This is a genomic window from Pseudomonas sp. RIT-562, assembly GCF_026241895.1.
Classification (GTDB): Bacteria; Pseudomonadota; Gammaproteobacteria; order Pseudomonadales; family Pseudomonadaceae; genus Aquipseudomonas; species Aquipseudomonas mandelii_F.
The window spans coordinates 112,258-136,033 of sequence record NZ_JAPJIV010000011.1 but is presented as its reverse complement, the minus strand read 5'-3'; the positions used below and the strand labels follow the sequence as shown (position 1 = coordinate 136,033).

Below are 23,776 nucleotides of genomic sequence, written 5' to 3'. Positions count from 1 at the left end.
TTCGTCAAGCGGGCGGTTGAAAAATATCCTGTGGATCAAAAGCATCGCGGGCAAGCCTTGCTTCCACAACAATGTGGGAGCAAGGCTTGCCCGCGATAACGATCTACAGCACGGCAAGCGAGTTGTGGATAACTTACGGCTTTTTGATCTTCACCGGCCGCTTCCAGCCCTCAATATTTTTCTGCCGCGCACGCCCCACAGCCAACTGCGCTTTATCCACATTCTGCGTAATGGTCGAACCCGCCGCAGTGGTAGCACCGCTGGAGATATCCACAGGCGCCACCAACGAATTGTTGGAGCCGATGAACACATCCTCACCCAACACGGTTTTCCACTTGTTGGCGCCATCGTAGTTGCAGGTGATGGTGCCAGCGCCAATGTTGGTGCGTGCACCGATTTCAGCGTCACCCAGATAACTCAAATGGCCTGCCTTGGCACCTTCGCCCAAGTGCGCGTTTTTCAGTTCGACGAAGTTACCCACATGCGCACCTGCATCAAGCACGCTGCCTGGACGCAACCGAGCAAACGGACCGGCATCGCTGCCCTCGCCCATGATCGCGCCATCGATATGGCTATTGGCTTTGATCACTACGCCCTTGCGCAAGGTGCTGTCCTTGATCACGCAGTTCGGGCCAATGACCACGTCGTCTTCAATAACGACCTTGCCTTCAAGAATCACGTTGATATCGATCAGTACATCGCGGCCGACCGTGACTTCGCCACGCACATCAAAGCGTGCTGGGTCGCGCAGTGTGACGCCTTGGGCCATCAAGCGCAGGCCGGCGCGCAACTGATAGTGACGCTCCAGTTCCGACAGTTGCTTGCGATCGTTGGCGCCCTGCACTTCCATGGCGTCATGCGCCTGCTCGGTAGCCACCACCAGACCATCGCTCACTGCCATGGCGATCACATCGGTGAGGTAATACTCGCCCTGGGCATTGTTGTTGGAGAGCCGGCTCATCCAGCCGCTCAACTGGGCAAACGGCATGGCCAGAATACCGGTGTTGCCTTCGGTGATCGCACGTTGAGCTTCGTTGGCATCCTTTTGCTCGACGATGGCGGTGACCTGCCCATCGGCAGCGCGCACGATACGGCCATAACCGGTCGGGTCGTCCAGTTCGACAGTCAGCAACCCCAACTGCTGCGGGGCGACTTTCTTCAGTAGGCGCTGCAGGGTTTCCACTTCGATCAAAGGCACGTCGCCGTACAGGATCAGTACGGTGTCGGACTCAATGAACGGCACTGCCTGGGCAACGGCGTGACCAGTGCCCAGCTGTTTGTCCTGCAACACAAAATTCAGGTCATCCGCCGCCAGTCGCTCACGCACCGCATCGGCGCCATGGCCAATGACCACGTGAATGCGTTGTGGATCAAGTTGGCGCGCGGTGTGGATAACATGGCCAAGCATGGAATTGCCGGCGATCGGGTGCAGCACTTTCGGCAACGCCGAGCGCATGCGCGTGCCTTGGCCTGCGGCGAGGATAACGATTTCTAGAGACATGACTGGCTACCAATCCTGGGTGGTCAGCGGCTGCGACCAGGTGATGAATATCGGAAAAGAAAAAAGGGTAGCCGAGGCTACCCTTTTTAATCAATCGCACAACAAGTTGCTGACCTGTTAGTGGCCAAACTTCTTGCGGATCTGCTGGACGGTGCGCAGCTGAGCTGCAGCCTCGGCCAGACGTGCAGCGGCAGAACCGTAATCGAATTCAGCGCCACGTTCATGCAGGGCCTTCTCGGCAGCCTTAACGGCTTCCTGAGCGGAGGCTTCGTCCAGGTCGGCAGCACGCTGCACAGTGTCGGCAAGAACCTTGACCATGTTCGGCTGAACCTCGAGGAAACCACCGGAGATGTAATACACCTCCTCTTCCCCGCCTTGCTTGACCAGGCGGATCGGGCCCGGCTTGAGATTAGTGATCAGCGGCGCGTGACCCAAGGCGATACCAAGATCACCGAGTGCACCGTGCGCAATTACCATCTCGACCAGGCCGGAAAAGATTTCCCCTTCCGCGCTGACGATATCGCAATGGACTGTCATAGCCATCTGATTGCCTCAACCTAAATTAGCGCCCGTTGCCGGGCGCCGGGATTACAGTTTCTTGGCTTTCTCGATCGCTTCTTCGATGCCGCCGACCATGTAGAACGCTTGTTCTGGCAGGTGGTCGTAGTCACCGTTGAGGATGCCTTTGAAGCCAGCAATGGTGTCTTTCAGGGAAACGTATTTACCCGAAGCACCGGTGAAGACTTCAGCCACGAAGAACGGCTGCGACAAGAAACGCTGGATCTTACGAGCACGGTTTACCAACTGCTTGTCGGTTTCCGACAGCTCGTCCATACCCAGGATCGCAATGATGTCCTTCAGTTCTTTGTAACGCTGCAGAACATACTGAACGCCGCGAGCGGTGTCGTAGTGGTCCTGGCCGATCACGTTCGGATCCAGCTGGCGCGAAGTCGAGTCGAGTGGATCGACCGCTGGGTAGATACCCAGGGAAGCGATGTCACGGGACAGAACGACGGTGGCGTCCAAGTGGGCGAAAGTGGTCGCTGGCGACGGGTCAGTCAAGTCATCCGCAGGTACGTATACCGCTTGGATCGAGGTGATCGAACCGTTTTTGGTCGAAGTGATACGCTCTTGCAGAGTACCCATCTCTTCGGCCAGGGTCGGCTGGTAACCTACTGCGGAAGGCATACGGCCCAGCAGTGCGGATACTTCAGTACCGGCCAAGGTGTAACGATAGATGTTGTCGACGAACAGCAGAACGTCGTTACCTTCGTCACGGAACTTCTCGGCCATGGTCAGGCCGGTCAGTGCTACGCGCAGACGGTTACCCGGCGGCTCGTTCATCTGACCGTAAACCAGTGCCACTTTGTCCAGAACGTTGGAATCCTTCATCTCGTGGTAGAAGTCGTTACCCTCACGAGTACGCTCACCCACACCGGCGAACACGGAATAACCGCTGTGCTCGATGGCGATGTTACGGATCAGTTCCATCATGTTTACGGTTTTGCCTACACCGGCACCACCGAACAGACCAACTTTACCACCCTTGGCGAACGGGCAAACCAGGTCGATAACCTTGATGCCGGTTTCCAGCAGGTCGTTGCCGCCAGCTTGTTCAGCGAAGGTTGGCGCAGGACGGTGAATGCCCCAGCGCTCTTCGGTGTCGATCGGGCCAGCTTCGTCGATCGGGTTGCCCAGAACGTCCATGATCCGGCCCAGGGTCGCTTTACCGACTGGTACGGAGATGGCAGCGCCAGAGTCGGTGACTTCCAGACCGCGCTTCAAGCCCTCGGTGGAACCCATCGCAATGGTACGTACCACGCCGTCGCCCAGCTGTTGCTGAACTTCCAGGGTGGTGCCGGCTTCGCTTTTTACACTCAAAGCGTTGTAGATGCTCGGTACGCTGTCGCGTGGAAATTCCACGTCGATAACGGCGCCGATGATTTGAACGATACGTCCGCTACTCATAGCTGGATCCTCTGAATATTTGAACCGTTAAACCGCGGCAGCGCCGCCGACGATTTCCGAGATCTCTTGGGTGATCGCAGCCTGACGCGCCTTGTTGTAGACCAGCTGCAAATCGCTGATCAAATCACCGGCGTTGTCGGTAGCGTTCTTCATCGCGATCATCCGCGCAGCTTGTTCAGCCGCGTTGTTCTCGACCACCGCCTGGTAGACCTGCGACTCCACGTAACGGACCATCAAGCCATCAAGCAGCTCTTTGGCGTCCGGTTCGTACAGATAATCCCAGTGGTGCTTGAGTTCCTGTTCCGGCGTTGCCACCAGAGGAATCAACTGCTCCACGGTAGGCTGTTGCGTCATGGTGTTGATGAACTTGTTGGACACCACGGACAGGCGGTCAATACGGCCGTCCAGGTAGGCATCCAGCATCACCTTGACGCTGCCGATCAGGTCATTGATCGACGGCTCTTCACCCAGGTGGCTGATAGCGGCTACGACGTTACCGCCGAAGTTGCGGAAGAAAGCCGCACCCTTGCTACCAACTACACACAGATCGATCTCGACGCCGTTTTCGCGGTTTACCGCCATGTCCTTGACCAGGGCCTTGAACAGGTTGGTGTTCAAGCCACCACACAGACCACGGTCACTGCTCACCACGACGTAACCGACGCGCTTAACTTCACGGTCGATCATGAATGGGTGGCGATATTCCGGGTTGGCGTTGGCCAGATGGCCAATAACCTGGCGGATGCGCTCCGCGTAAGGACGGCTAGCAGCCATGCGCATTTGTGCCTTGCGCATTTTACTGACCGCCACTTTTTCCATGGCGCTGGTAATCTTTTGCGTGCTTTTGATGCTCGCAATCTTACTGCGAATCTCTTTTGCGCCTGCCATGTAACACCTATCAGGTTAGCAAGCGGGAGCCTCGCGGCTCCCGCTGCGGCTTACCAGGTTTGGGTGGCCTTGAACTTCTCGATACCGGCTTTCATGCCAGCGTCGATTTCGTCATTGAAGTCACCCTTCACGTTGATCTTCGCCATCAAATCGGCGTGATCGCGGTTGAAGAAAGCAATCAGCGCTTGTTCGAAGCTGCCGATCTTGGCGATTTCAACGTCAGTCAGGAACCCACGCTCAGCGGCATACAGCGACAGCGCCATGTCAGCGATCGACATTGGTGCGTATTGCTTCTGCTTCATCAGCTCGGTAACGCGCTGACCATGCTCAAGTTGCTTACGGGTCGCTTCGTCCAAGTCAGAAGCGAACTGGGCGAATGCCGCCAGTTCACGGTACTGAGCTAGAGCGGTACGGATACCACCGGAGAGCTTCTTGATGATCTTGGTCTGAGCGGCACCACCCACACGGGATACCGAAACACCGGCGTTCACTGCAGGACGGATCCCGGAGTTGAACATGGCCGATTCCAGGAAGATCTGACCGTCGGTGATGGAAATCACGTTGGTCGGAACGAACGCGGAAACGTCGCCAGCCTGGGTTTCGATGATCGGCAGTGCGGTCAGGGAACCGGTTTTGCCGGTCACTGCGCCGTTGGTGAACTTCTCTACGTATTCTTCCGAAACGCGGGATGCGCGCTCCAGCAGACGGGAGTGGAGATAGAACACGTCGCCTGGGTAAGCTTCACGGCCTGGTGGACGGCGCAGCAGCAGGGAAATCTGGCGGTAAGCCACTGCTTGCTTGGACAGATCGTCATAAACGATCAGCGCGTCTTCACCGCGGTCGCGGAAGAATTCACCCATGGTGCAACCGGAGTACGGAGCCAGGAACTGCAGTGCTGCAGATTCCGAAGCGCTCGCGGCAACGACGATGGTGTTAGCCAGCGCGCCGTTTTCTTCCAGCTTGCGAACCACGTTGGCGATGGTCGATTGTTTCTGACCGATCGCTACGTAGACGCAGAAAATACCGCTGTTTTTCTGGTTGATGATCGCGTCGATCGCCAGAGCGGTTTTACCGATCTGACGGTCACCGATGATCAGCTCACGCTGGCCACGGCCGACAGGAATCATGGCATCGACAGCCTTGTAGCCAGTCTGTACAGGCTGGTCTACCGACTTACGCCAGATCACGCCTGGAGCAACTTTCTCGACCGCATCGGTCTCGGTGTTGCCCAGTGGACCTTTGCCGTCAACTGGGTTACCCAGTGCGTCGACTACGCGACCCAGCAGTTCCTTACCAACCGGAACTTCGAGGATGCGGCCAGTGCACTTGGCGCTCATGCCTTCAGCCAGAGACTGGTAGGAGCCCAAAACTACGGCACCTACGGAGTCTTGCTCCAGGTTGAGAGCCATACCGAAGACGCCGCCCGGAAACTCGATCATCTCGCCGTACATTACGTCGGCCAGACCGTGAATCCGCACGATACCGTCAGATACGCTGACGACAGTGCCTTCGTTACGGGCTTGGGAGGTCACATCGAGCTTGTCGATGCGGCCCTTGATAATTTCACTTATTTCGGAAGGATTGAGTTGCTGCATTGCTCTGCTGCCCCTTCAAACTCAAGATTTCAATGCTTCGGCAAGGCTCGCGAGTTTGCCGCGAACCGAGCCATCGATAACCAGGTCGCCGGCGCGGATGACAATGCCCCCAATAAGGGATTTGTCTTCCTCGACTTGCAGGCGCACTTCCCGGTTGAGTCGTGCACTGAGAACCTTGGCGAGTTTGTCTTGCTGTTCTTGGTTCAATGCAAAAGCACTGGTCACTTCAACGTCTACCGACTTCTCTTGTTCTGCCTTGTACAGGTCGAACAGAGCGGAAATCTCCGGCAAAAGCGGGAGACGGTCGTTTTCGGCAACGACGTTGATGAAGTTTTGTGCCTTGGCATCAAACTTGTCGCCGCACACGTCAATAAACGTGGCGGCCTTGTCTGCGCTCGTCAGTCGCGGGGCCTTGAGCACGCGCTGCATGGTGTCGTCTTGCGACACTGCTGCAGCCAGGCCGAGCATGGCTGACCAAGAGGCCAGTTGCTGGTGGGCCTGGGCGTGCTCGAAGGCTGCCTTAGCGTAAGGTCGGGCCAACGTGGTCAATTCTGCCATGATCGCCCTCGCTTAAATTTCAGCAGCCAGTTTGTTTACCAGCTCCGCGTGCGCGTTTTGATCGATTGTGGCACCCAGGATCTTCTCGGCGCCGCCGACAGCCAGAGCACCCAGTTGGGCACGCAAAGCGTCTTTGACACTGTTCAGTTCCTGCTCGATCTCGGCCTGAGCCTGAACCTTCACACGGTCAGCGTCGATACGGGCCTTTTCAACAGCCTCTTCAACAATCTGGTTACCGCGTTTCTTGGCTTGCTCAATGATTTCGGCTGCCTGAGCTTTCGCTTCGCGCAGTTGCTGACCCGCTTTATCTTGGGCCAGCTCCAGGTCGCGAGCTGCTCGGGCGGCAGCGTCCAGTCCATCCGCGATCTTCTTCTGACGTTCGTGCAAAGCCGCGATGACCGGAGGCCACACGAACTTCATGCAAAACAGTACAAAAATGAAGAACGCAACGGACTGGCCAATCAGGGTTGCATTAATGTTCACGCCAACACCTCGCTCGTTCGTTGCACATCACACCAATTACTCGAAGGCGAGTAATTAGCCAGCGAGTTGACCAACGAATGGGTTCGCGAAAGTGAAGAACAGAGCGATACCAACACCGATCATGGTTACGGCGTCGAGCAGACCGGCAACGATGAACATTTTAACTTGCAGCATTGGAACCATCTCTGGCTGACGCGCTGCGCCTTCCAGGAACTTGCCACCCAACAGGCCGAAACCAATTGCGGTACCCAGTGCGCCCAGGCCGATCAACAGTGCAACAGCGATAGCGGTTAGACCAACTACAGTTTCCATCTTTCCTCCCGACTTTTACGTCGTATGGTTTAGGTTTTTTAGATTTTAAAGCGGTAAAACAAATCGTTTCATAGCCCTGTTAGGGCACCCACCCGTTTCACCGGGTGGGACATCAGACCAGTCGAGACTGGTCTTAATGGTTCTCTTCGTGCGCCATCGACAGGTAGACGATGGTCAGCATCATGAAGATAAACGCCTGCAGGGTGATGATCAGGATGTGGAACACAGCCCACGCCCACTGCAGAACTACGCCCAGGCCGCTAAGCCAGAGCAGACCGCTGCCGAACATCACAGCAATCAGAATGAAGACCAGCTCGCCGGCGTACATGTTGCCGAACAGACGCAGTGCCAGGGAGATAGGCTTGGCGATCAGCGTCACGAACTCCAGCAGGAAGTTCACCGGAATCAGCAGGGCTTGAACGAAAATGTTCTTGCTGCCGAAAGGGTGCAGGGTCAGTTCGCCGATGAAGCCGCCGATGCCCTTGACCTTGATGCTGTAGAAAATGATCAACGCGAACACCGACAGGGCCATGCCCAGGGTAGCGTTCGGGTCAGTGGTAGATACGGCACGGAACGGAATGTGCGCATCGCCAGTGATCAGGATGGCCAGCTGAGGAATCCAGTCGACCGGGATCAGGTCGACGGCGTTCATCAGGAAGACCCAGACGAAGATGGTCAGTGCCAGCGGTGCAATCACCGGGCTACGGCCATGGAAGCTGTCTTTCACGCTGCCATCGACGAATTCGACCAATACTTCAACGAAGTTCTGCAAAGCACCAGGTTGTCCGGACGTCGCTTTCTTTGCCGCCATGCGGAAAAGAAGAACGAAGATCAGACCCAATGCGACCGACCAGCCGAGAGTATCGACGTGGAAAGCCCAGAAGCCCATTTCCTTGGCCTCTGCTGCGGTGTGGGCAAAACCCCACCCGCCGGTTGGGTGCTGACCAAAGGTCAGGTTTTGCAAGTGGTGCTGGATATAGCCCGAAGCGGTTGTTTCTGCCATGGTTGCCTCAAACGCCCTAAGGTCTCGAAAGTCTTGTTCTCATCAGCAGGGGCGCGAACCAGCTGACCAGTTGGGTCAACACGAAGACGCCGAATACAGCTAGCGGCGCCAATGGCTTCACACCTGCGAACGTCAATGCAAACAGCACTGCCGTCAAAATCAGTTTGCCCGCCTCACCGGCATAAAAAGACCGGACGATGGCTTGGGCTGCTCGGGCGCCGGAAAACCGAAATGCCCTGTGAGCGAAATACACATTGGGCAGCAAGGCTATCAGGCCTCCGCAAAGTCCCGAGTACCCGGCAACGACTCCGTGCCATTGCCAGAGCGCCAAAGCGGCGATCAGCAAAACGACAAATTGAGCCATTAACACCGGAAAAACTGCCAGGCGATGGAACGGCAAGCGGTTTGGCGTGCGGCTTTCCATCACTTTTGCTCTCCAATGGTCGGCTGCCAGAATTCAATAACTTGGCATAATTTGTGCCGACAAAATGCGCGCAGAGTATAGGGGCGGTTCAGCCCCTATTCAACTGTCAGGTAGTGATTTCCGACTGCACGCTACATGAGGAAATGTTTCAGCGGATGTGTGCAAGGACACCCTGGAGCTCATCAAGGGAGTTGTAGCCAATCACCAGTTGGCCCTTGCCCTTCTTTCCGTGCCGAATCTGCACCGCAGAGCCCAGGCGCTCGGCCAGGCGCTGCTCGAGCCTGGCGATATCCGGGTCTGGTTTAGCCGGTTCAACAGGCTCCGGTTTGCCATTCAACCACTGGCGAACCAGTGCCTCGGTTTGGCGCACCGTCAGTCCTCGTGCGACAACATGTCGCGCCCCTTCGACCTGCTGATTCTCTGGTAAACCGAGCAACGCACGAGCGTGGCCCATTTCCAGATCCCCGTGGGACAGCATGGTCTTGATTACTTCGGGCAACGCGATCAAGCGTAGCAGGTTGGCCACAGTCACGCGGGATTTACCCACGGCTTCTGCCACCTGCTGCTGGGTCAGCTGGAATTCCTGCTGCAAACGCTGCAGGGCCACAGCTTCCTCGACCGGATTGAGGTCTTCGCGCTGGATGTTCTCGATCAGCGCCATGGCGATCGCCGTTTCATCCGGAACGTCGCGGACCATCGCCGGGATGGTTTCCTGGCCGGCCTGCTGGCTCGCACGCCAGCGGCGCTCACCGGCAATGATTTCGAAGCGACCGCCACCGATCGGACGTACCACGATCGGCTGCATCACGCCCTGGGCCTTGATCGACTGCGCCAGCTCTTCCAGCGCCTGGGGATCCATGTCCCGCCGCGGCTGATACTTGCCGCGCTGGATCAGGTCCAGGGGCAGGTGCTGTAGCTCACGCTGATCTGCCTGGACCGCCTGCTCTTCCAGCGAACTGACGGTAGGACCGCTCAGCAGTGCATCCAGTCCACGTCCGAGACCTCGTTTCTTGACGGCCATGGGGATTCCTTAAGTTGCCTGAGCAGCGGCTGTGCGTGAATTTTTGCGTTGGCGACGAACCATCTCGCCTGCCAATGCCAGGTAGGCAATGGCGCCCCGGGATGATTTGTCGTACGCCAGCGCTGGCATGCCGTAGCTAGGCGCTTCAGCCAGGCGGATGTTGCGCGGGATGACCGTGTCGTAAAGCTGATCGCCGAAGTGCTCTTTGAGCTGCGCCGATACATCGTTCATCAGGCTGAGGCGCGGGTCATACATGGTCCGCAACAGGCCTTCGACCTTCAGGTTCGGATTGAGCAGCTCGGCGATGCGCTTGATGTTATCCACAAGGTCGCTAAGGCCTTCGAGTGCAAAGTACTCGCACTGCATGGGGATAATTACCCCATCGGCGGCAACCAGCGCGTTGAGCGTGAGCATCGACAGCGAAGGTGGGCAGTCGATCAAAATGTAATCGTAGTTCTCGCGGATCGGCGCCAGCGCGCTGCGCAGGCGACTTTCCTTCATCTGCATTTCCAGCAGAACCACTTCGGCTGCCGTCAGGTCACGGTTGGCCGGCAGCAGCTGGTAACCACCGTGTTCGGAGTAGTGCATGGCCTCGGCCAGGTCACACTCACCGATCAACAGGTCGTAGACCGAATTTTCCAGGCCGTGCTTATCCACACCACTACCCATGGTGGCGTTGCCCTGTGGATCGAGATCGATCAACAACACCCGGCGCTTGGTAGCCACGAGGGATGCTGCGAGGTTGATGCAGGTGGTGGTTTTACCCACACCACCTTTCTGGTTCGCAATCGCGAATACCTTAGCCATTCTTGCTTTTGTTCCCAATCATGCCGTGCGGCGCAGTATCAGCAGATGGCGTTGGCCTTGGCAACCAGGTACGGCCAGGGCGTGTTCGCTATCGAGGTGGAAGTCTGCCGGCAATGCTACCAGCTCATCGGCCGGATGAACGCCCTTCATTGCCAGCCAACGCGTGTTGCTATCGCCGAGATGGCGAGTCCAGTTGCTGAAGTTTTCCATGCTGCTGAATGCCCGGGAGATGATCCCGTTGAACGGCTCGGCAGGCTGAAAGGCTTCGACGCGACTGTGGATAACTTGCAGATTTTCGAGTTTCAGCTCGAGTTTGACCTGGGTCAGGAACCGGGTTTTCTTGCCGTTGCTGTCCAGGCAGGTCACTTGCGACTGCGGAAACAGGATGGCCAGAGGTATACCGGGCATGCCCCCGCCACTGCCGACGTCGAGCCAGCGACCGTCTTCCACGAAAGACATCACGCTCAAACTGTCGAGCAGATGACGCGAGACCATCTCATCCGGATCGCGTACGGCGGTCAGGTTGTAGGCCTTGTTCCATTTGATCAACAGGGCCAGATAGCCCAACAGCTGCGCGTGCTGGGTTTCGGTCAGTGTGACACCGAGCTGGCGAGCACCTGTGGATAACTCTTCGGCGTGTTGCGAGGTGACCAACGAACTCAAGCGCTTTGCTCCAACTGACGGCCCGCGCCGCGTTTTTTCAAATGAATCATCAACAGCGAAATGGCTGCCGGCGTAACACCCGGGATGCGGGATGCTTGGCCCAATGTTTCAGGACGAGTCGCACCGAGCTTGCTCTGGATCTCCTTGGAGAGACCGGAAATATTCGTGTAATCGATATCCACAGGCAGTTTGGTGTCTTCGCTGGCCCGCAGGCGAGCGATTTCATCCTGTTGGCGATCGATGTAGCCAGCGTACTTGGTCTTGATTTCGACCTGCTCGGCAACCTGTGGATCTTCTGCGCCCCCACCCGTCACGGCGATCAGACCAGCGTAGTCGATTTCCGGACGGCTCAGCAGGTTGAGCAGATTGTATTCGTGTGTCAGCGGGGTACCGAATTTTTCGGAAATTGCATCGCCCTGCTGAGTGCCCGGGCGTACCCAGGTGCTTTTCAACCGTTGCTCTTCCAGCGCGATGCTTTCGCGCTTGGTGCAGAACGCCGCCCAACGGGCGTCATCGACCAGGCCCAGCTCGCGACCTTTTTCGGTCAGGCGCAGGTCTGCATTGTCTTCGCGCAGGATCAGGCGGTACTCCGCACGGGAGGTAAACATCCGGTACGGTTCCTGGGTACCCAGGGTAATCAGGTCGTCCACCAGTACTCCGATGTACGCCTCATCGCGGCGCGGGCACCAGGCATCTTTGCCTTGTGCACGCAGTGCGGCATTCGCGCCGGCCAGCAAACCCTGGGCGCCGGCTTCTTCGTAACCGGTAGTGCCATTGATTTGCCCGGCGAAAAACAGGCCGGCGATCACTTTGGTTTCCAGGCTGTACTTCAGGTCGCGGGGATCGAAATAGTCGTATTCGATCGCATAACCCGGGCGAACAATGTGCGCGTTTTCCATGCCGCGGATCGATTGCACGATCTGCAACTGCACGTCGAACGGCAACGAGGTGGAAATCCCGTTGGGATACAGCTCATTGGTGGTCAAGCCTTCGGGCTCGATGAAGACCTGATGGCTTTCCTTGTCGGCAAAGCGATGGATCTTGTCTTCGATCGACGGGCAATAACGCGGACCAATGCCCTCGATCATCCCGGCAGCCGAATACATCGGCGAACGATCGAGGTTAGCGGCAATGATTTCGTGGGTGCGGGCGTTGGTATGGGTAATCCAGCAGCTCACCTGCCGCGGATGTTGCTCCTTGGACCCCATGAACGACATCACCGGAATCGGCGTGTCGCCGGCTTGCTCGGTCATCAGCGAAAAATCGACCGAACGACTGTCGATCCGCGGTGGCGTACCGGTTTTCAGACGCCCAACCCGCAGCGGCAACTCACGAAGGCGTTGAGCCAGGGCGATCGACGGTGGATCACCGGCGCGACCGCCAGAAAAATTCTGCATCCCGATGTGGATAAGTCCACCCAGGAAGGTGCCAGTGGTCAACACCACCGAGTCTGCGAGGAAGCGCAGCCCCATTTGGGTGACAACACCACGCACCTGATCCTGCTCGACAATCACGTCATCGGCAGCTTGTTGAAATATCCACAGGTTCGGCTGGTTTTCCAGGATTTCGCGCACAGCTGCCTTGTACAGAACTCGGTCAGCTTGAGCGCGAGTAGCCCGCACAGCTGGGCCTTTGCGGCTGTTCAACACGCGAAACTGGATACCACCCTTGTCAGTAGCAATGGCCATCGCACCGCCGAGGGCGTCGATTTCCTTGACCAGGTGGCTTTTGCCAATGCCGCCAATAGCGGGATTGCAACTCATGGCCCCGAGGGTTTCCACGTTATGCGTCAGCAACAGGGTTTTTGCCCCCATACGTGCTGAGGCCAGTGCTGCCTCGGTACCGGCATGACCGCCGCCGATGACGATCACTTCAAAACGGGAAGGGAAATCCACCACGCACCTCGTGCCTGCTTTCAGTTGGGTAATCAGGAATGGTTTGAGCTCAGGTTTCTGGACCTGGTCGACAAGTATAGGGACTTCGCCCTTCCTAAAGAACCCTTTGCACAAAATTTAACCAGCTGTGGAGAAGTCGGGGTTATAGAAATTAAAAAGAGAGAAATTTATTAAATCTTTGTTTTTATGTTTATTTCTACTGAGGCAGTTTTCTGTGGATAGATTGCTGTAGGCTTCTAAACACGTGATGTACAGAGATTCAAAACCCTGTGTTCATGTGCCAATGAGGCCCTTGGATAACCGGTTTAAGCCTGTGGATGAAAGGGCTGGTTATCCACAGGGGTGGTTATATTCAGTTTTCGGACCCTGTTATCAACTGGCCTTAGTGGCAGTTACTCACAGGGCTTAATCCACAGTTTTTGCGGATTTCGTGGAAGTGCAGGCGCGAGAATTCTTCCAATGAACCCTTTGGACGGGTTCAGGAATCAGGAAAACTAAATCCGGGGGAGGAATTTTGCTTCGCGAGCTCTATTGTGGGACGGCGCGGTGGAAGTTAATAATAGGCATTATCATTAACCTGCCTGATCCCATCATGTCCCTACCCACCCACACTGCAGCCGTTCAGCAAATCTACGAGCAGCACCATTCCTGGCTGTATGGATGGCTCAGGGGCAAGTTGCATGATGCGTGCGATGCTGCAGATGTCGCGCATGACACCTTCGTGCGCATTCTCGGCTCACGCAACGCCATGCAGATCCGCGAGCCCCGTGACTATCTGGCGACCATCGCTCGGGGTTTGGTGATTGACCGCTATCGCCGCAGCGCAATCGAGGCGGCTTATCTGGAAACCCTGGCAGCCAGACCGCAAGTCTCGGCCATCAGCGAAGAAGACAAGGCACTCATCATCGAAACGCTACTGGCTGTGGATAAGGCTCTAGCCTGCCTGGGGATGCGTACGCAGCGAGTATTCATGCTGTCGCAGATTGAGGGGCTGACTTATCAACAGATAGCAGCACAGCTGAAGGTTTCGCTGACCACGGTGAAAAAGCACATGATCCGCGCGCTCACCGAATGTTCCCTGATCATGGCGGGCGTGTAATGGCCATAGCACCGGACCGGCAAGTGTTTGAAGCAGCGGCGAGTTGGTACGTGCAATTTCAGGCCGAACCTCCCACGCCAACACAACAACTGGCGTGGCAGCATTGGGTAGACAGTAATCCAGCACACCTTGCCGCGTGGAATCAGATGGAGCAAATGCAGAGGCACTTGGGCGCGATGCCCAGGGACGTGGCTCGACGCGCACTGATTCCAGGAAAAAATCGGCGCCAGATGCTCAAATTTTTGCTGGTTATCGGCGCAACGGGCTATGTCGGCTGGAACGCCCCGAAATACACAGCGCTGGGAAACGTCTGGGCCGATTATTCAACCAAGGTCGGTCAACGGCGCAAAATCGACCTGGCTGACGGCACACAACTGCACCTCAATACTCATTCCGCAGTGGATGTGCTGTTCGATGGCCAGCAACGATTGATTCGATTGCTTCGCGGGGAAATTCTCATACGCACTGGCAAACTCGGCGATCAACGGCCTTTTTTTGTCGAAACCCACGAGGGACGAGTGCAGGCTTTGGGCACGCGTTTTTCGGTGCAGCAGCTTTCAGGGGTGACGCGGGTTGGCGTCCTGGAGGACCAGGTGAACGTTCTACCAGGCGGTCACTCCGCCGGTTCCCGTGTGCTGAAAGCAGGAGAAGGTGCCGATTTCAGCAGTGAGAGCCTGAGTGCCGTTCACCCCTATGGTTCATCGCAAGCGGCTTGGATCAATGGTCAGCTTATCGTCCTGGACACTCCCCTGGGAGAGGTGTTGCAGGAACTAGGTCGATATCGTTCCGGTATTCTTCACTGTGCTGAGGGGGCCTCGCAGCTGCGGGTTTCCGGCACTTTTCGACTCGACTCCACGGATGCGGTGCTGGCCAATCTGCAGGCCTCTCTGCCAATCAGCGTGCGTTATTTCAGCCGTTATTGGGTGTCGGTCACTCAGGTCGGCTGAACTCGAAAAAAAATGTGGTTTCAGGGTTATCTTTTTTTAGCCTGACACGGCCCTACAGGTAATCGCGACTCACGCGTCTGTTCGTCACCTTCAGGGCTCATCTACTCATGCGTCTTCCTAAGTTCCGAAAGCGTTTTTCCCACCACTGCCTCGCCTACGGTTTGTTGATGACCAGTGCTACAGGTTGTCTGCTGGCAACCAACGCAATGGCAGCCAGTGCTTCGCAACGCTTTGCCATCGCCGCTGGCCCGCTGGATGGCGCTCTGAGTCAGTTCGCGGCGGCGGCCAATGTGATCCTGTCATTCTCACCGCAGCAAACCGCTCAGTTGAGAACCGATGGTTTGTCCGGCACCTACTCGATCGACCAGGGCTTCCAGTTGTTGCTTCGTGGCTCTGGGCTGCAAGCTGTGCCTCAGGCTCCCGGCAGTTACATACTTCAACCAGTACCCGAGAACGGGTCCCTGGTGTTGGGTGCCACCAACATCAATGCCGTGCAACCGAGTGAAATGTCCCTGGATTACTCGGCAGACGTTGGCTACAACGCGAAAAGCAGTCGAGTCGGGACCAAGACCAGCACTCCGTTATCCGAAACTCCGCGCTCGGTGTCCGTAGTCACCAGCCAGCGAATCAAGGATCAAAAATCCCAGACCCTCACCGACGTGTTGGGTTACGTGCCGGGCATTTTTGCACCGCCCTTTGCCGCAGGCGATAGCCTTGCCGGCGACCTGTTTTTCATTCGCGGTTTTAATGCCACAGACTATGGATATGGCCTGTTACGTGATGGCTTGCGGGTACAGGGCAATCGTTACGACACCAGCACCGAACCCTATGGACTGGAGCGGGTCGAGATATTTCGCGGGCCGTCTTCATTGCTCTATGGTGAAAACGCCCCAGGTGGTCTGGTCAATATCGTGAGTAAACGTCCCACAGCCGCCCCCCAGGGCGAGGTGCAGTTGAGCTATGGTTCGAACAATCGTCGGCAGTTGGGCGTCGACGTATCCGGCCCGCTCACTGACAGCGGCAATATTCTTGGTCGGATGGTCATGCTTGGTCGCAATGCCGACACCCAAACCGATCACGTTCCGGATGATCGGATCTACATCGCCCCATCCCTGACCCTTAATTTCGATGACTACAACACCCTGACCCTGCTGGCCAACTACCAGAAGGATCACACCAACATGGAGCTCGGACTCCCCGCAGCCGGTACCTTGCTGAAGAATCCCAATGGCAAGTTATCCAAGGACACCATGCTCGGTGACCCGGACTGGAACACCTTCGAGCGGGAAACCTGGAGCACTGGCTATGAATTTACCCACAGCTTCAATGACGACTGGCAGTTCCGGCAGAACTCGCGCTACATGCAGTCAAGGATCACCCGGCACGAGACCTGGCCCGGCAACCTGAACAATGCAGGCTTTGGTACTCGCCTGAACGTGACTGCCTATGACCGCTTCAACAAGTCGATGGTGTATTCGCTGGATAACCAGCTGGAAGGCAAGTTCGATCTGGGTGGCTTGGAGAACACTGTGCTGTTTGGCGGCAGTTTCGACCGGACTTCCTTCAATCAGGACTGGAACGCCGGGATTGTCGGGCCGATCGACATCTATAACCCGGTCTACCTGCGTGATCCGTTGACGCCTATCGCAGTGCAGAACACCTTGCTGGAACAGCAAATGAAAGGTGCCTATGCGCAGATCCAGAGCAAGTACGATCACTGGCTGTTCCTTCTGGGCGGTCGTCAGGATTGGGTCGACAGCGATTTCCGCGACAAAGTGGCGTCGGCCAGCAACATCAGCTCCGAGGACAGGAAATTCACCTACCAAGGCGGCGTGATGTACCAGTTCGACAACGGCCTGACGCCTTACGTCAGCTACTCAACGGCTTTTGTACCGGTGCAGCAGATCTCCAACTCGGGTGCGCCATTGGACCCGATCACCAGCAGCCAGTACGAAGTCGGTCTGAAATACGAACCCATCGGCTGGGACACGGCTTTCACCGCGTCGGTGTATGACCTGCGCAAGAAAGACGACACCTACTTCGATGCCACCACGTCCACCTATCGCCAGGTGGGTGAAAGCCGTGCCAAGGGGGTGGAACTGGAACTCAACAGCAACCTGACACCCAATCTGAATGTGACAGCGGCCTACACCTACACCGACGCGCGCATCACCAAGGACTCCGCCACTTCGCTGGTCAAGGATCATCAGATGACGGGGGTTCCGCGTAACCAGGCGTCCGTCTGGGCCAAGTATCGCTTCCTCGAAAACAGCCTGAAGGGACTGTACGTAGGTGGCGGGGTGCGGTACTTCGACAGCGCGTTCGCTTATACGGCGCCGACCTTGTACGGAAAACTGGATGCGGGTGATGTCACGTTGGTGGATGCGGCGATCGGCTACCAGATCGACCGCAACTGGACGGTCGACGTTAACGCGAAGAACGTTTTCGACAAGGAATATGTGTCTGGCTGTAATGATGCGGGCCGCTGCTATTGGGGCGAGAGCCGCACTTTGCTGGGCTCGGTATCCTACAACTGGTAAGTAAAAGTAAAAAAGAGGGCTGTGGATAAGTTATCCGCAGCCCTTTTTTTATTTGCCGATACAGAAACTGGAAAATATCCGCCCGAGCAAATCATCAGAGCTGAACGCTCCGGTGATTTCACCCAGGGAGTGCTGTGCCTGGCGCAAATCCTCGGCCAGCAACTCTCCGGCACCTGCCAGGGTCAGTTGCGCCCGGCCGTGTTCGAGGGATGCGCTGGCATGGCGCAACGCCTCAAGGTGCCGACGGCGGGCACTGAAGCTGCTTTCAGAGGTTTGTTCGTAACCCATGCAAGCTTTCAGGTGATCGCGCAGCAGTTCCAGGCCATCGCCGGCAGATTTTGCGCTCAAGCTGATGGTGACGTGGCCATCCGCGCTGACTTCGAGCGCAATGGCTTCGCCTGTCAGGTCGGCCTTGTTGCGGATCAATGTGACTTTCGCCGGGTCCGGGCGTACTTCGAGGAATTCCGGCCACAGCGCAAACGGATCCAGCGCTTCCGGTGCAGTGGCATCGACTACCAGCAGTACCCGATCCGCCTCGCCGATGGCTTTCAACGCCCTTTCCACCCCAATCTTTTCCACATGATCATCGGTATCCCGCAGACCGGCGGTATCGACTACGTGCAGTGGCATGCCATCAATGTGGATATGTTCGCGGAGAATGTCTCGGGTCGTGCCGGCAATCTCGGTAACGATCGCTGCTTCGCGACCCGCCAGGGCATTCAACAGGCTGGATTTGCCGGCGTTAGGTCGGCCGGCGATCACTACCGTCATGCCATCGCGCAGCAGCGCACCCTGCCCGGCTTCGCGCATGACTGTGGATAATTCGTCGCGCACTTTATCGAGCATGCTTAGGACGTGGCCATCGGCGAGGAAGTCGATTTCTTCCTCCGGGAAGTCGATGGCAGCTTCGACGTAGATCCGCAGGCCAATCAACTGCTCGGTCAAGTTATGCACACGCTGGGAAAATGCTCCCTGCAGGGAACGCAGGGCATTTCGCGCAGCCTGTGCAGAACTCGCCTCGATCAGGTCAGCGATGGCTTCAGCCTGGGCCAGGTCAAGTTTGTCATTGAGAAATGCCCGCTCGCTGAACTCGCCCGGGCGCGCCAGGCGGCAACCCAATTCCAGGCAGCGCTTGAGCAACATGTCCAGGACCACCGGCCCGCCGTGGCCCTGGAGTTCCAGCACATCCTCACCGGTGAATGAGTTCGGGCCCGGGAAATACAGTGCCAGCCCTTGGTCCAGCACCTCTTCGTTGCCGTCGAGGAAAGGCCCGTAGTGGGCATATCGAGGTTTCAGTTCGCGACCACTGAAGGCTTTGGCTGCAACACTGGCAAGCGGCCCCGAAATGCGGACGATGCCTACACCACCGCGACCTTGGGCAGTCGCGACGGCGGCGATGGTTTCACGAGGAACGCTCATAAACCGATATCCAGACAAAAGTGACAGATAGCAAAACGCCCCACTAGGGGGCGTTCTGAGTGGTTATCCACAGTGTAAATCAGGCAGCTGCTTTGGTAGCCGCTTCGACTTTACGAGTGATGTACCACTGTTGGGCAATGGACAGGCAGTTGTTGACTACCCAATACAGCACCAGACCAGCCGGGAACCACAGGAAGAAGAAGGTGAAGATGATTGGCATCAGCTTCATCACCTTGGCCTGCATCGGATCCGGTGGAGTCGGGTTCAACTGCTGCTGGATGAACATGGTGGCGCCCATGATGATCGGCAGAATGAAGAACGGATCCTTGATCGACAGGTCAGTAATCCACAGCATGAACGGCGCTTGGCGCATTTCCACGCTTTCCAGCAGAACCCAGTACAGGGAGAGGAAAACCGGCATCTGCACGAGGATTGGCAAGCAACCACCCAGCGGATTGATCTTCTCTTTCTTGTACAGCTCCATCATGGCTTGCGACATTTTCTGCCGGTCGTCGCCATGTTGCTCTTTCAGCGCGGCCAGTTTCGGTGCCACTGCACGCATGCGAGCCATGGATTTGTAGCTGGCGGCCGACAGCGGGAAGAAGATCCCCTTGATCAGCATGGTCAGGAAAATAATCGACCAGCCCCAGTTACCGACCAGCGCGTGGATATGTTGCAGCAACCAGAAAATCGGCTGGGCAATGAACCACAAGATGCCGTAGTCGACGGTCAATTCCAGACCTGGGGACAACTCTTTCAGCACAGCCTGGCTTTTTGGGCCGGCATAAAGAACAGCGCTGGTTTCAGCCTTGGCACCTGGCGCGACAGTGATTGCCGGGCCGGTGTAGCCAATGATGTAGTTGCCTTTGCTGTCTTTACGGGTCTGGACGATGTTGTTTTCGCCCTTCGCCGGAATCCAGGCCGTTACGAAGTAGTGTTGCAACCAAGCAACCCAACCACCGCTGACAGTTTCCTTCAGCTGGGCCTTGTCCATGTCCTTCATGGACACTTTCTTGTACGGCTCGTTACTTGTCCACAGGGCAGCGCCCAGATAGGTGGCAGTACCGGTAGCCGTAGTCGAAGATGGATCACCACTAGCGTCGCGCTTGAGTTGCGCGAACATCGCGCCAGACCAAGGTTGAGTGCTTTCGTTGTCGATCAGATAGGAAACGGTAACGTCATACAGGCCGCGTTTCACCGTGAAACGCTTGATGTAGTTGATGCCGTCCTTGCTGAACTTCAGGTCTACGACCATTTGGTCCTGGCCATCAGCCAGCTGATAAACCTTCTTCTCCGAGGAGTAAACCGGACGACCGGCCGGGCTTGCGTCCGGACCGTTGGTGCCGATCAAACCGCTTTGAGCCAGGTAAGTGCGCTCATTGCCGTTATCGAACAACTGGAACGGGATTTCCGGATGGTCCTGGCGACGTGGATACAGCGGCAGTGTCAGCTGGGCAACGTCACCACCCTGTGGATCGACTGCCAGGTCGAGCACATCCGTTTTGATGCGGATGAGATCTTTGCTTGCTGCAACCGGAGTTTCAGCAGGAGCAGTTGCACTGGTATCGCTTGCGGCGCGCGGAATGTCGTCACTGACAGAAGCATTATTGCCAGTCGCCGTATCCGGTAAGCCCGGTGCGGTAGTACTGGAAGCAACATTCTGAGTCGGCAGGGCAGTTTGACCGTAGTCCTGGTTCCATTTAAGGACCATAACGTAGGCCACGATTGCCAGGGCGACGATCAGGATCGTGCGTTTGATATCCATGATTACTCGGCCATCGAAGAAGAACGGGAGGTAGGGATAGATGGAACCGGGTCATAACCACCGGGATTCCACGGATGACAGCGACCTAAACGACGAAAGGTCAGCCAGCCACCGCGCAGAAGGCCATGATTTTCTATGGCTTCATACGCGTAGCAGGAACAACTGGGGTAGAAGCGACAGTGACTGGCCATCAGAGGACTAATGGCATAGCGATAAAACTGGATCGGAACGAGTGCCAGTTTACGCATCGGGACTGTCTACCCCTACAGTTTCGGCTTTGACTGCTGGTACTGGCGTGCTGCGTGCCAGACGCTTCCAGAGTTTGCCGAAATGCTGAATCAATTCGGGGTTCTCTACGTCACCCAAACCTTTGCGCGCGACGATAACAATATCCCAACCGACCAGTGATTCCTGGTGCAGACGGAACGATTCGCGCATCAGACGTTTGAGGCGATTGCGCTCGACGGAGAGCTTTACGCTCTTTTTCCCGATAACCAGCCCGAGACGGGGGTGATCAAGATCGTTGTTGCGCGCAAGGAGCAGGAGATTTTTCCCCGGAACCTTGCCGGTAGGGGAGTCAAAGACTGCCTTGAAATGCCGGGGGGTAAGCAGACGCTTTTCCCGACTGAAGTCCTGACTCACCTCCAGTGCCGGATTATCAAACTGCCAGACGCGCACGACCTTTGGCGCGACGACGCGACAGGACGGCACGACCGTTCTTGGTAGCCATGCGAGCACGGAAACCGTGGGTACGAGCGCGTTTGATAGTGCTTGGTTGGAAAGTACGTTTCATTGTCGTGTTACCTGGTTCGTCCACAACGGGCCGGAATGGCCCCCGTTTTAAGAGACCGGGGATTCTAGAGAAAGCAAGCCTCTAGGTCAATTTCCAACCAGCGTTTCCTTATAAATAGATCTGGAGGCGATTTCCCACACCTGACCAACCTGTAGATATAGAAATAAAGAAGGAAAGTATTTAAAGCTTTTTTGTAAAGCTTATAAAAGCTAGGCAGGCACTTATCTGTGGATAACTGCCTTGAGGCCATACGGTACGCGATGTACAGAGAATGACAACTACCGTGGAAAACGGTGGTCAGCCTGTGCTGCGCTGTCGGATAAGCTGTGGGTGAAAGGCCTGTTTATCCACAGGCAGGTTATCCACCGAGTTTCCCCCCCACTTGTGCAACGACCTTAACCCCGGTTATCCACAGAGCTTATGCACAGACCATTGGTCGACTTTTTTCCTCATAAAGCGTTGATTCTTCTTGGGGGATGAACAACCTTCGTGTGGATAAGTCGGCGGCTGATCGTTACAATGGCCGCTTGTTTTTGCCTCACCGGCTTTCAACTTAGGGGATATCCGTGTCAGTGGAACTTTGGCAGCAGTGCGTGGAGCTTTTGCGCGATGAGCTGCCTGCCCAACAATTCAACACTTGGATCCGTCCACTACAGGTCGAAGCCGAAGGCGACGAGCTGCGTGTCTACGCACCGAATCGTTTTGTTCTCGACTGGGTCAACGAAAAGTATCTGAGTCGCGTACTTGAGCTGCTGGATGAGCACGGCAATGGCTCGATGCCGGCGCTGTCCTTATTAATAGGCAGCAAACGCAGTTCGGCTCCGCGGGCGGCACCCAACGCTCCGCTCGCCGCCGCCGCTTCCCAGGCTCAGGCTGCACAGGCTCCGGCCACTGCATCCGCACCTGCGCCAGCTGCACCGCAGCAGACGAAGCGTTCGACGCAAAAAGTTGCCGACGTCAGCGAAGAACCGTCCCGGGACAGTTTTGACCCGATGGCCGGTGCCAGCTCGCAACAGGCGCCGATTCGCGCCGAACAGCGCACGGTGCAGGTAGAAGGGGCGCTCAAGCACACCAGCTACCTGAACCGGACCTTCACTTTCGAGAACTTCGTCGAAGGCAAGTCCAACCAACTGGCCCGGGCTGCGGCCTGGCAGGTTGCGGATAACCCCAAGCACGGCTACAACCCGCTGTTCCTTTATGGCGGTGTTGGTTTGGGTAAGACCCACTTGATGCACGCTGTGGGTAACCATCTATTAAAGAAGAATCCGAATGCCAAGGTCGTGTACCTGCATTCCGAGCGTTTCGTGGCCGACATGGTCAAGGCGTTGCAACTGAACGCGATCAACGAGTTCAAGCGCTTCTACCGTTCGGTGGATGCACTGCTGATCGATGACATTCAGTTTTTCGCCCGCAAAGAGCGTTCCCAGGAAGAGTTTTTCCACACCTTCAACGCTTTGCTCGAAGGTGGCCAGCAGGTCATCCTCACCAGTGACCGCTACCCGAAAGAAATCGAAGGTCTTGAAGAACGCCTCAAGTCCCGCTTCGGCTGGGGCCTGACGGTTGCAGTTGAACCGCCAGAGCTGGAAACCCGTGTCGCGATCCTGATGAAGAAGGCCGACCAGGCCAAAGTGGATCTGCCACACGACGCGGCGTTCTTCATTGCCCAACGCATTCGCTCCAACGTGCGAGAGCTGGAAGGCGCGCTTAAACGCGTGATCGCCCACTCCCACTTCATGGGCCGCGATATCACTATCGAGTTGATCCGCGAATCCCTGAAGGACCTGTTGGCGCTACAAGATAAACTGGTCTCTGTGGATAACATTCAGCGCACTGTCGCCGAGTACTACAAGATCAAGATCTCCGACCTGCTGTCCAAGCGTCGTTCGCGCTCGGTGGCACGTCCGCGCCAGGTGGCTATGGCATTGTCCAAGGAGCTGACTAACCACAGCCTGCCGGAAATCGGCGATGTGTTTGGCGGCCGTGACCATACGACTGTGTTGCACGCCTGCCGGAAGATCAACGAACTTAAGGAATCCGACGCGGACATCCGCGAGGACTACAAGAACCTGCTGCGAACACTGACCACTTGATGACA

Annotated in this window: 23 protein-coding genes; 4 read left to right on the top strand and 19 right to left on the bottom strand. The window is 56.6% G+C overall.

All coding sequences use genetic code 11. The annotated features are described in order from the left end of the window. Positions 1-133: 133 nt before the first annotated feature. The 14 genes from glmU to mnmG all read right to left on the bottom strand — a co-directional run bounded on the left by glmU (position 134) and on the right by mnmG (position 13,118). Positions 134-1,501, bottom strand: coding sequence for a bifunctional UDP-N-acetylglucosamine diphosphorylase/glucosamine-1-phosphate N-acetyltransferase GlmU (gene glmU / locus ORL50_RS15630; protein ID WP_266016331.1), 1,368 nt, complete (start codon positions 1,499-1,501; stop codon positions 134-136). Positions 1,502-1,618: 117 nt separating this feature from the next. Next, on the bottom strand, positions 1,619-2,044 hold the full coding sequence (locus ORL50_RS15625) for a F0F1 ATP synthase subunit epsilon (protein WP_007969909.1): 426 nt from the start codon (positions 2,042-2,044) through the stop codon (positions 1,619-1,621). 45 nt (positions 2,045-2,089) lie between these two features. Further along, positions 2,090-3,469 (bottom strand): F0F1 ATP synthase subunit beta, encoded by a 1,380-nt coding sequence (gene atpD / locus ORL50_RS15620; protein ID WP_045061246.1) that lies wholly within the window; start codon positions 3,467-3,469, stop codon positions 2,090-2,092. 27 nt (positions 3,470-3,496) lie between these two features. After that, positions 3,497-4,357: a F0F1 ATP synthase subunit gamma gene (gene atpG / locus ORL50_RS15615; protein WP_045061245.1), complete on the bottom strand. Its 861-nt coding sequence runs from the start codon at positions 4,355-4,357 to the stop codon at positions 3,497-3,499. A 50-nt stretch (positions 4,358-4,407) separates the two neighbouring features. Next, positions 4,408-5,952: a F0F1 ATP synthase subunit alpha gene (gene atpA, locus ORL50_RS15610; protein WP_028620322.1), complete on the bottom strand. Its 1,545-nt coding sequence runs from the start codon at positions 5,950-5,952 to the stop codon at positions 4,408-4,410. Between the two features lie 21 nt (positions 5,953-5,973). Continuing rightward, entirely contained in the window at positions 5,974-6,510 is a 537-nt protein-coding gene (locus ORL50_RS15605) for a F0F1 ATP synthase subunit delta (protein ID WP_008027533.1), read from the bottom strand. A gap of 12 nt (positions 6,511-6,522) precedes the next feature. Beyond that, positions 6,523-6,993, bottom strand: coding sequence for a F0F1 ATP synthase subunit B (locus ORL50_RS15600; RefSeq protein ID WP_008027535.1), 471 nt, complete (start codon positions 6,991-6,993; stop codon positions 6,523-6,525). A 54-nt stretch (positions 6,994-7,047) separates the two neighbouring features. Further along, a complete protein-coding gene (atpE, locus tag ORL50_RS15595; protein ID WP_002555987.1) occupies positions 7,048-7,305 on the bottom strand; it encodes a F0F1 ATP synthase subunit C in 258 nt (85 codons plus the stop codon). A gap of 133 nt (positions 7,306-7,438) precedes the next feature. Beyond that, positions 7,439-8,308, bottom strand: coding sequence for a F0F1 ATP synthase subunit A (gene atpB / locus ORL50_RS15590; protein WP_010465471.1), 870 nt, complete (start codon positions 8,306-8,308; stop codon positions 7,439-7,441). A gap of 16 nt (positions 8,309-8,324) precedes the next feature. Further along, positions 8,325-8,732, bottom strand: a complete 408-nt coding sequence (locus ORL50_RS15585) for a F0F1 ATP synthase subunit I (protein ID WP_010465473.1) — start codon at positions 8,730-8,732, stop codon at positions 8,325-8,327. 148 nt (positions 8,733-8,880) lie between these two features. Then, on the bottom strand, positions 8,881-9,753 hold the full coding sequence (locus tag ORL50_RS15580) for a ParB/RepB/Spo0J family partition protein (RefSeq protein ID WP_045061243.1): 873 nt from the start codon (positions 9,751-9,753) through the stop codon (positions 8,881-8,883). Between the two features lie 9 nt (positions 9,754-9,762). Then, positions 9,763-10,560, bottom strand: coding sequence for a ParA family protein (locus ORL50_RS15575; protein ID WP_266016330.1), 798 nt, complete (start codon positions 10,558-10,560; stop codon positions 9,763-9,765). 18 nt (positions 10,561-10,578) lie between these two features. Beyond that, positions 10,579-11,223, bottom strand: coding sequence for a 16S rRNA (guanine(527)-N(7))-methyltransferase RsmG (rsmG, locus tag ORL50_RS15570; protein WP_266016329.1), 645 nt, complete (start codon positions 11,221-11,223; stop codon positions 10,579-10,581). After that, positions 11,220-13,118, bottom strand: coding sequence for a tRNA uridine-5-carboxymethylaminomethyl(34) synthesis enzyme MnmG (mnmG, locus tag ORL50_RS15565; RefSeq protein ID WP_266016328.1), 1,899 nt, complete (start codon positions 13,116-13,118; stop codon positions 11,220-11,222). The genes rsmG and mnmG overlap by 4 nt, the downstream gene beginning before the upstream one ends. A gap of 592 nt (positions 13,119-13,710) precedes the next feature. On the opposite strand from mnmG, the gene ORL50_RS15560 reads away from it, so the two are divergent. The 3 genes from ORL50_RS15560 (at position 13,711) to ORL50_RS15550 (ending at position 17,704) form a co-directional block, all read left to right on the top strand. Next, a complete protein-coding gene (locus ORL50_RS15560; protein WP_266016327.1) occupies positions 13,711-14,217 on the top strand; it encodes a sigma-70 family RNA polymerase sigma factor in 507 nt (168 codons plus the stop codon). Next, the gene (locus ORL50_RS15555; protein ID WP_266016339.1) at positions 14,217-15,164 is read left to right on the top strand and encodes a FecR domain-containing protein; all 948 of its coding nucleotides are present in this window, start codon (positions 14,217-14,219) and stop codon (positions 15,162-15,164) included. Before ORL50_RS15560 ends, ORL50_RS15555 begins: the two co-directional genes overlap by 1 nt. Before the next feature lie 107 nt (positions 15,165-15,271). Continuing rightward, positions 15,272-17,704 carry a TonB-dependent siderophore receptor gene (locus ORL50_RS15550; RefSeq protein WP_266016326.1) on the top strand — a complete coding sequence of 811 codons (2,433 nt, stop codon included), beginning with the start codon at positions 15,272-15,274 and terminating at the stop codon, positions 17,702-17,704. Positions 17,705-17,752: 48 nt separating this feature from the next. On the opposite strand, the gene mnmE is transcribed toward ORL50_RS15550, so the two are convergent. The 5 genes from mnmE to rpmH form a co-directional block, all read right to left on the bottom strand. Beyond that, positions 17,753-19,123, bottom strand: coding sequence for a tRNA uridine-5-carboxymethylaminomethyl(34) synthesis GTPase MnmE (mnmE, locus tag ORL50_RS15545; RefSeq protein WP_266016325.1), 1,371 nt, complete (start codon positions 19,121-19,123; stop codon positions 17,753-17,755). Positions 19,124-19,202: 79 nt separating this feature from the next. Next, the gene (gene yidC, locus ORL50_RS15540) at positions 19,203-20,888 is read right to left on the bottom strand and encodes a membrane protein insertase YidC (protein WP_266016324.1); all 1,686 of its coding nucleotides are present in this window, start codon (positions 20,886-20,888) and stop codon (positions 19,203-19,205) included. Positions 20,889-20,890: 2 nt separating this feature from the next. Then, complete coding sequence (gene yidD, locus ORL50_RS15535; protein WP_052966011.1) at positions 20,891-21,136, bottom strand: membrane protein insertion efficiency factor YidD; 246 nt, start codon at positions 21,134-21,136, stop codon at positions 20,891-20,893. Beyond that, positions 21,129-21,530 carry a ribonuclease P protein component gene (gene rnpA, locus ORL50_RS15530; RefSeq protein WP_266016338.1) on the bottom strand — a complete coding sequence of 134 codons (402 nt, stop codon included), beginning with the start codon at positions 21,528-21,530 and terminating at the stop codon, positions 21,129-21,131. The genes yidD and rnpA overlap by 8 nt, the downstream gene beginning before the upstream one ends. Positions 21,531-21,546: 16 nt before the next feature. Beyond that, positions 21,547-21,681, bottom strand: a complete 135-nt coding sequence (rpmH, locus tag ORL50_RS15525; RefSeq protein ID WP_003213577.1) for a 50S ribosomal protein L34 — start codon at positions 21,679-21,681, stop codon at positions 21,547-21,549. A gap of 566 nt (positions 21,682-22,247) precedes the next feature. On the opposite strand from rpmH, the gene dnaA reads away from it, so the two are divergent. Next, the gene (gene dnaA, locus ORL50_RS15520; protein WP_266016323.1) at positions 22,248-23,771 is read left to right on the top strand and encodes a chromosomal replication initiator protein DnaA; all 1,524 of its coding nucleotides are present in this window, start codon (positions 22,248-22,250) and stop codon (positions 23,769-23,771) included. Positions 23,772-23,776: the final 5 nt, after the last annotated feature.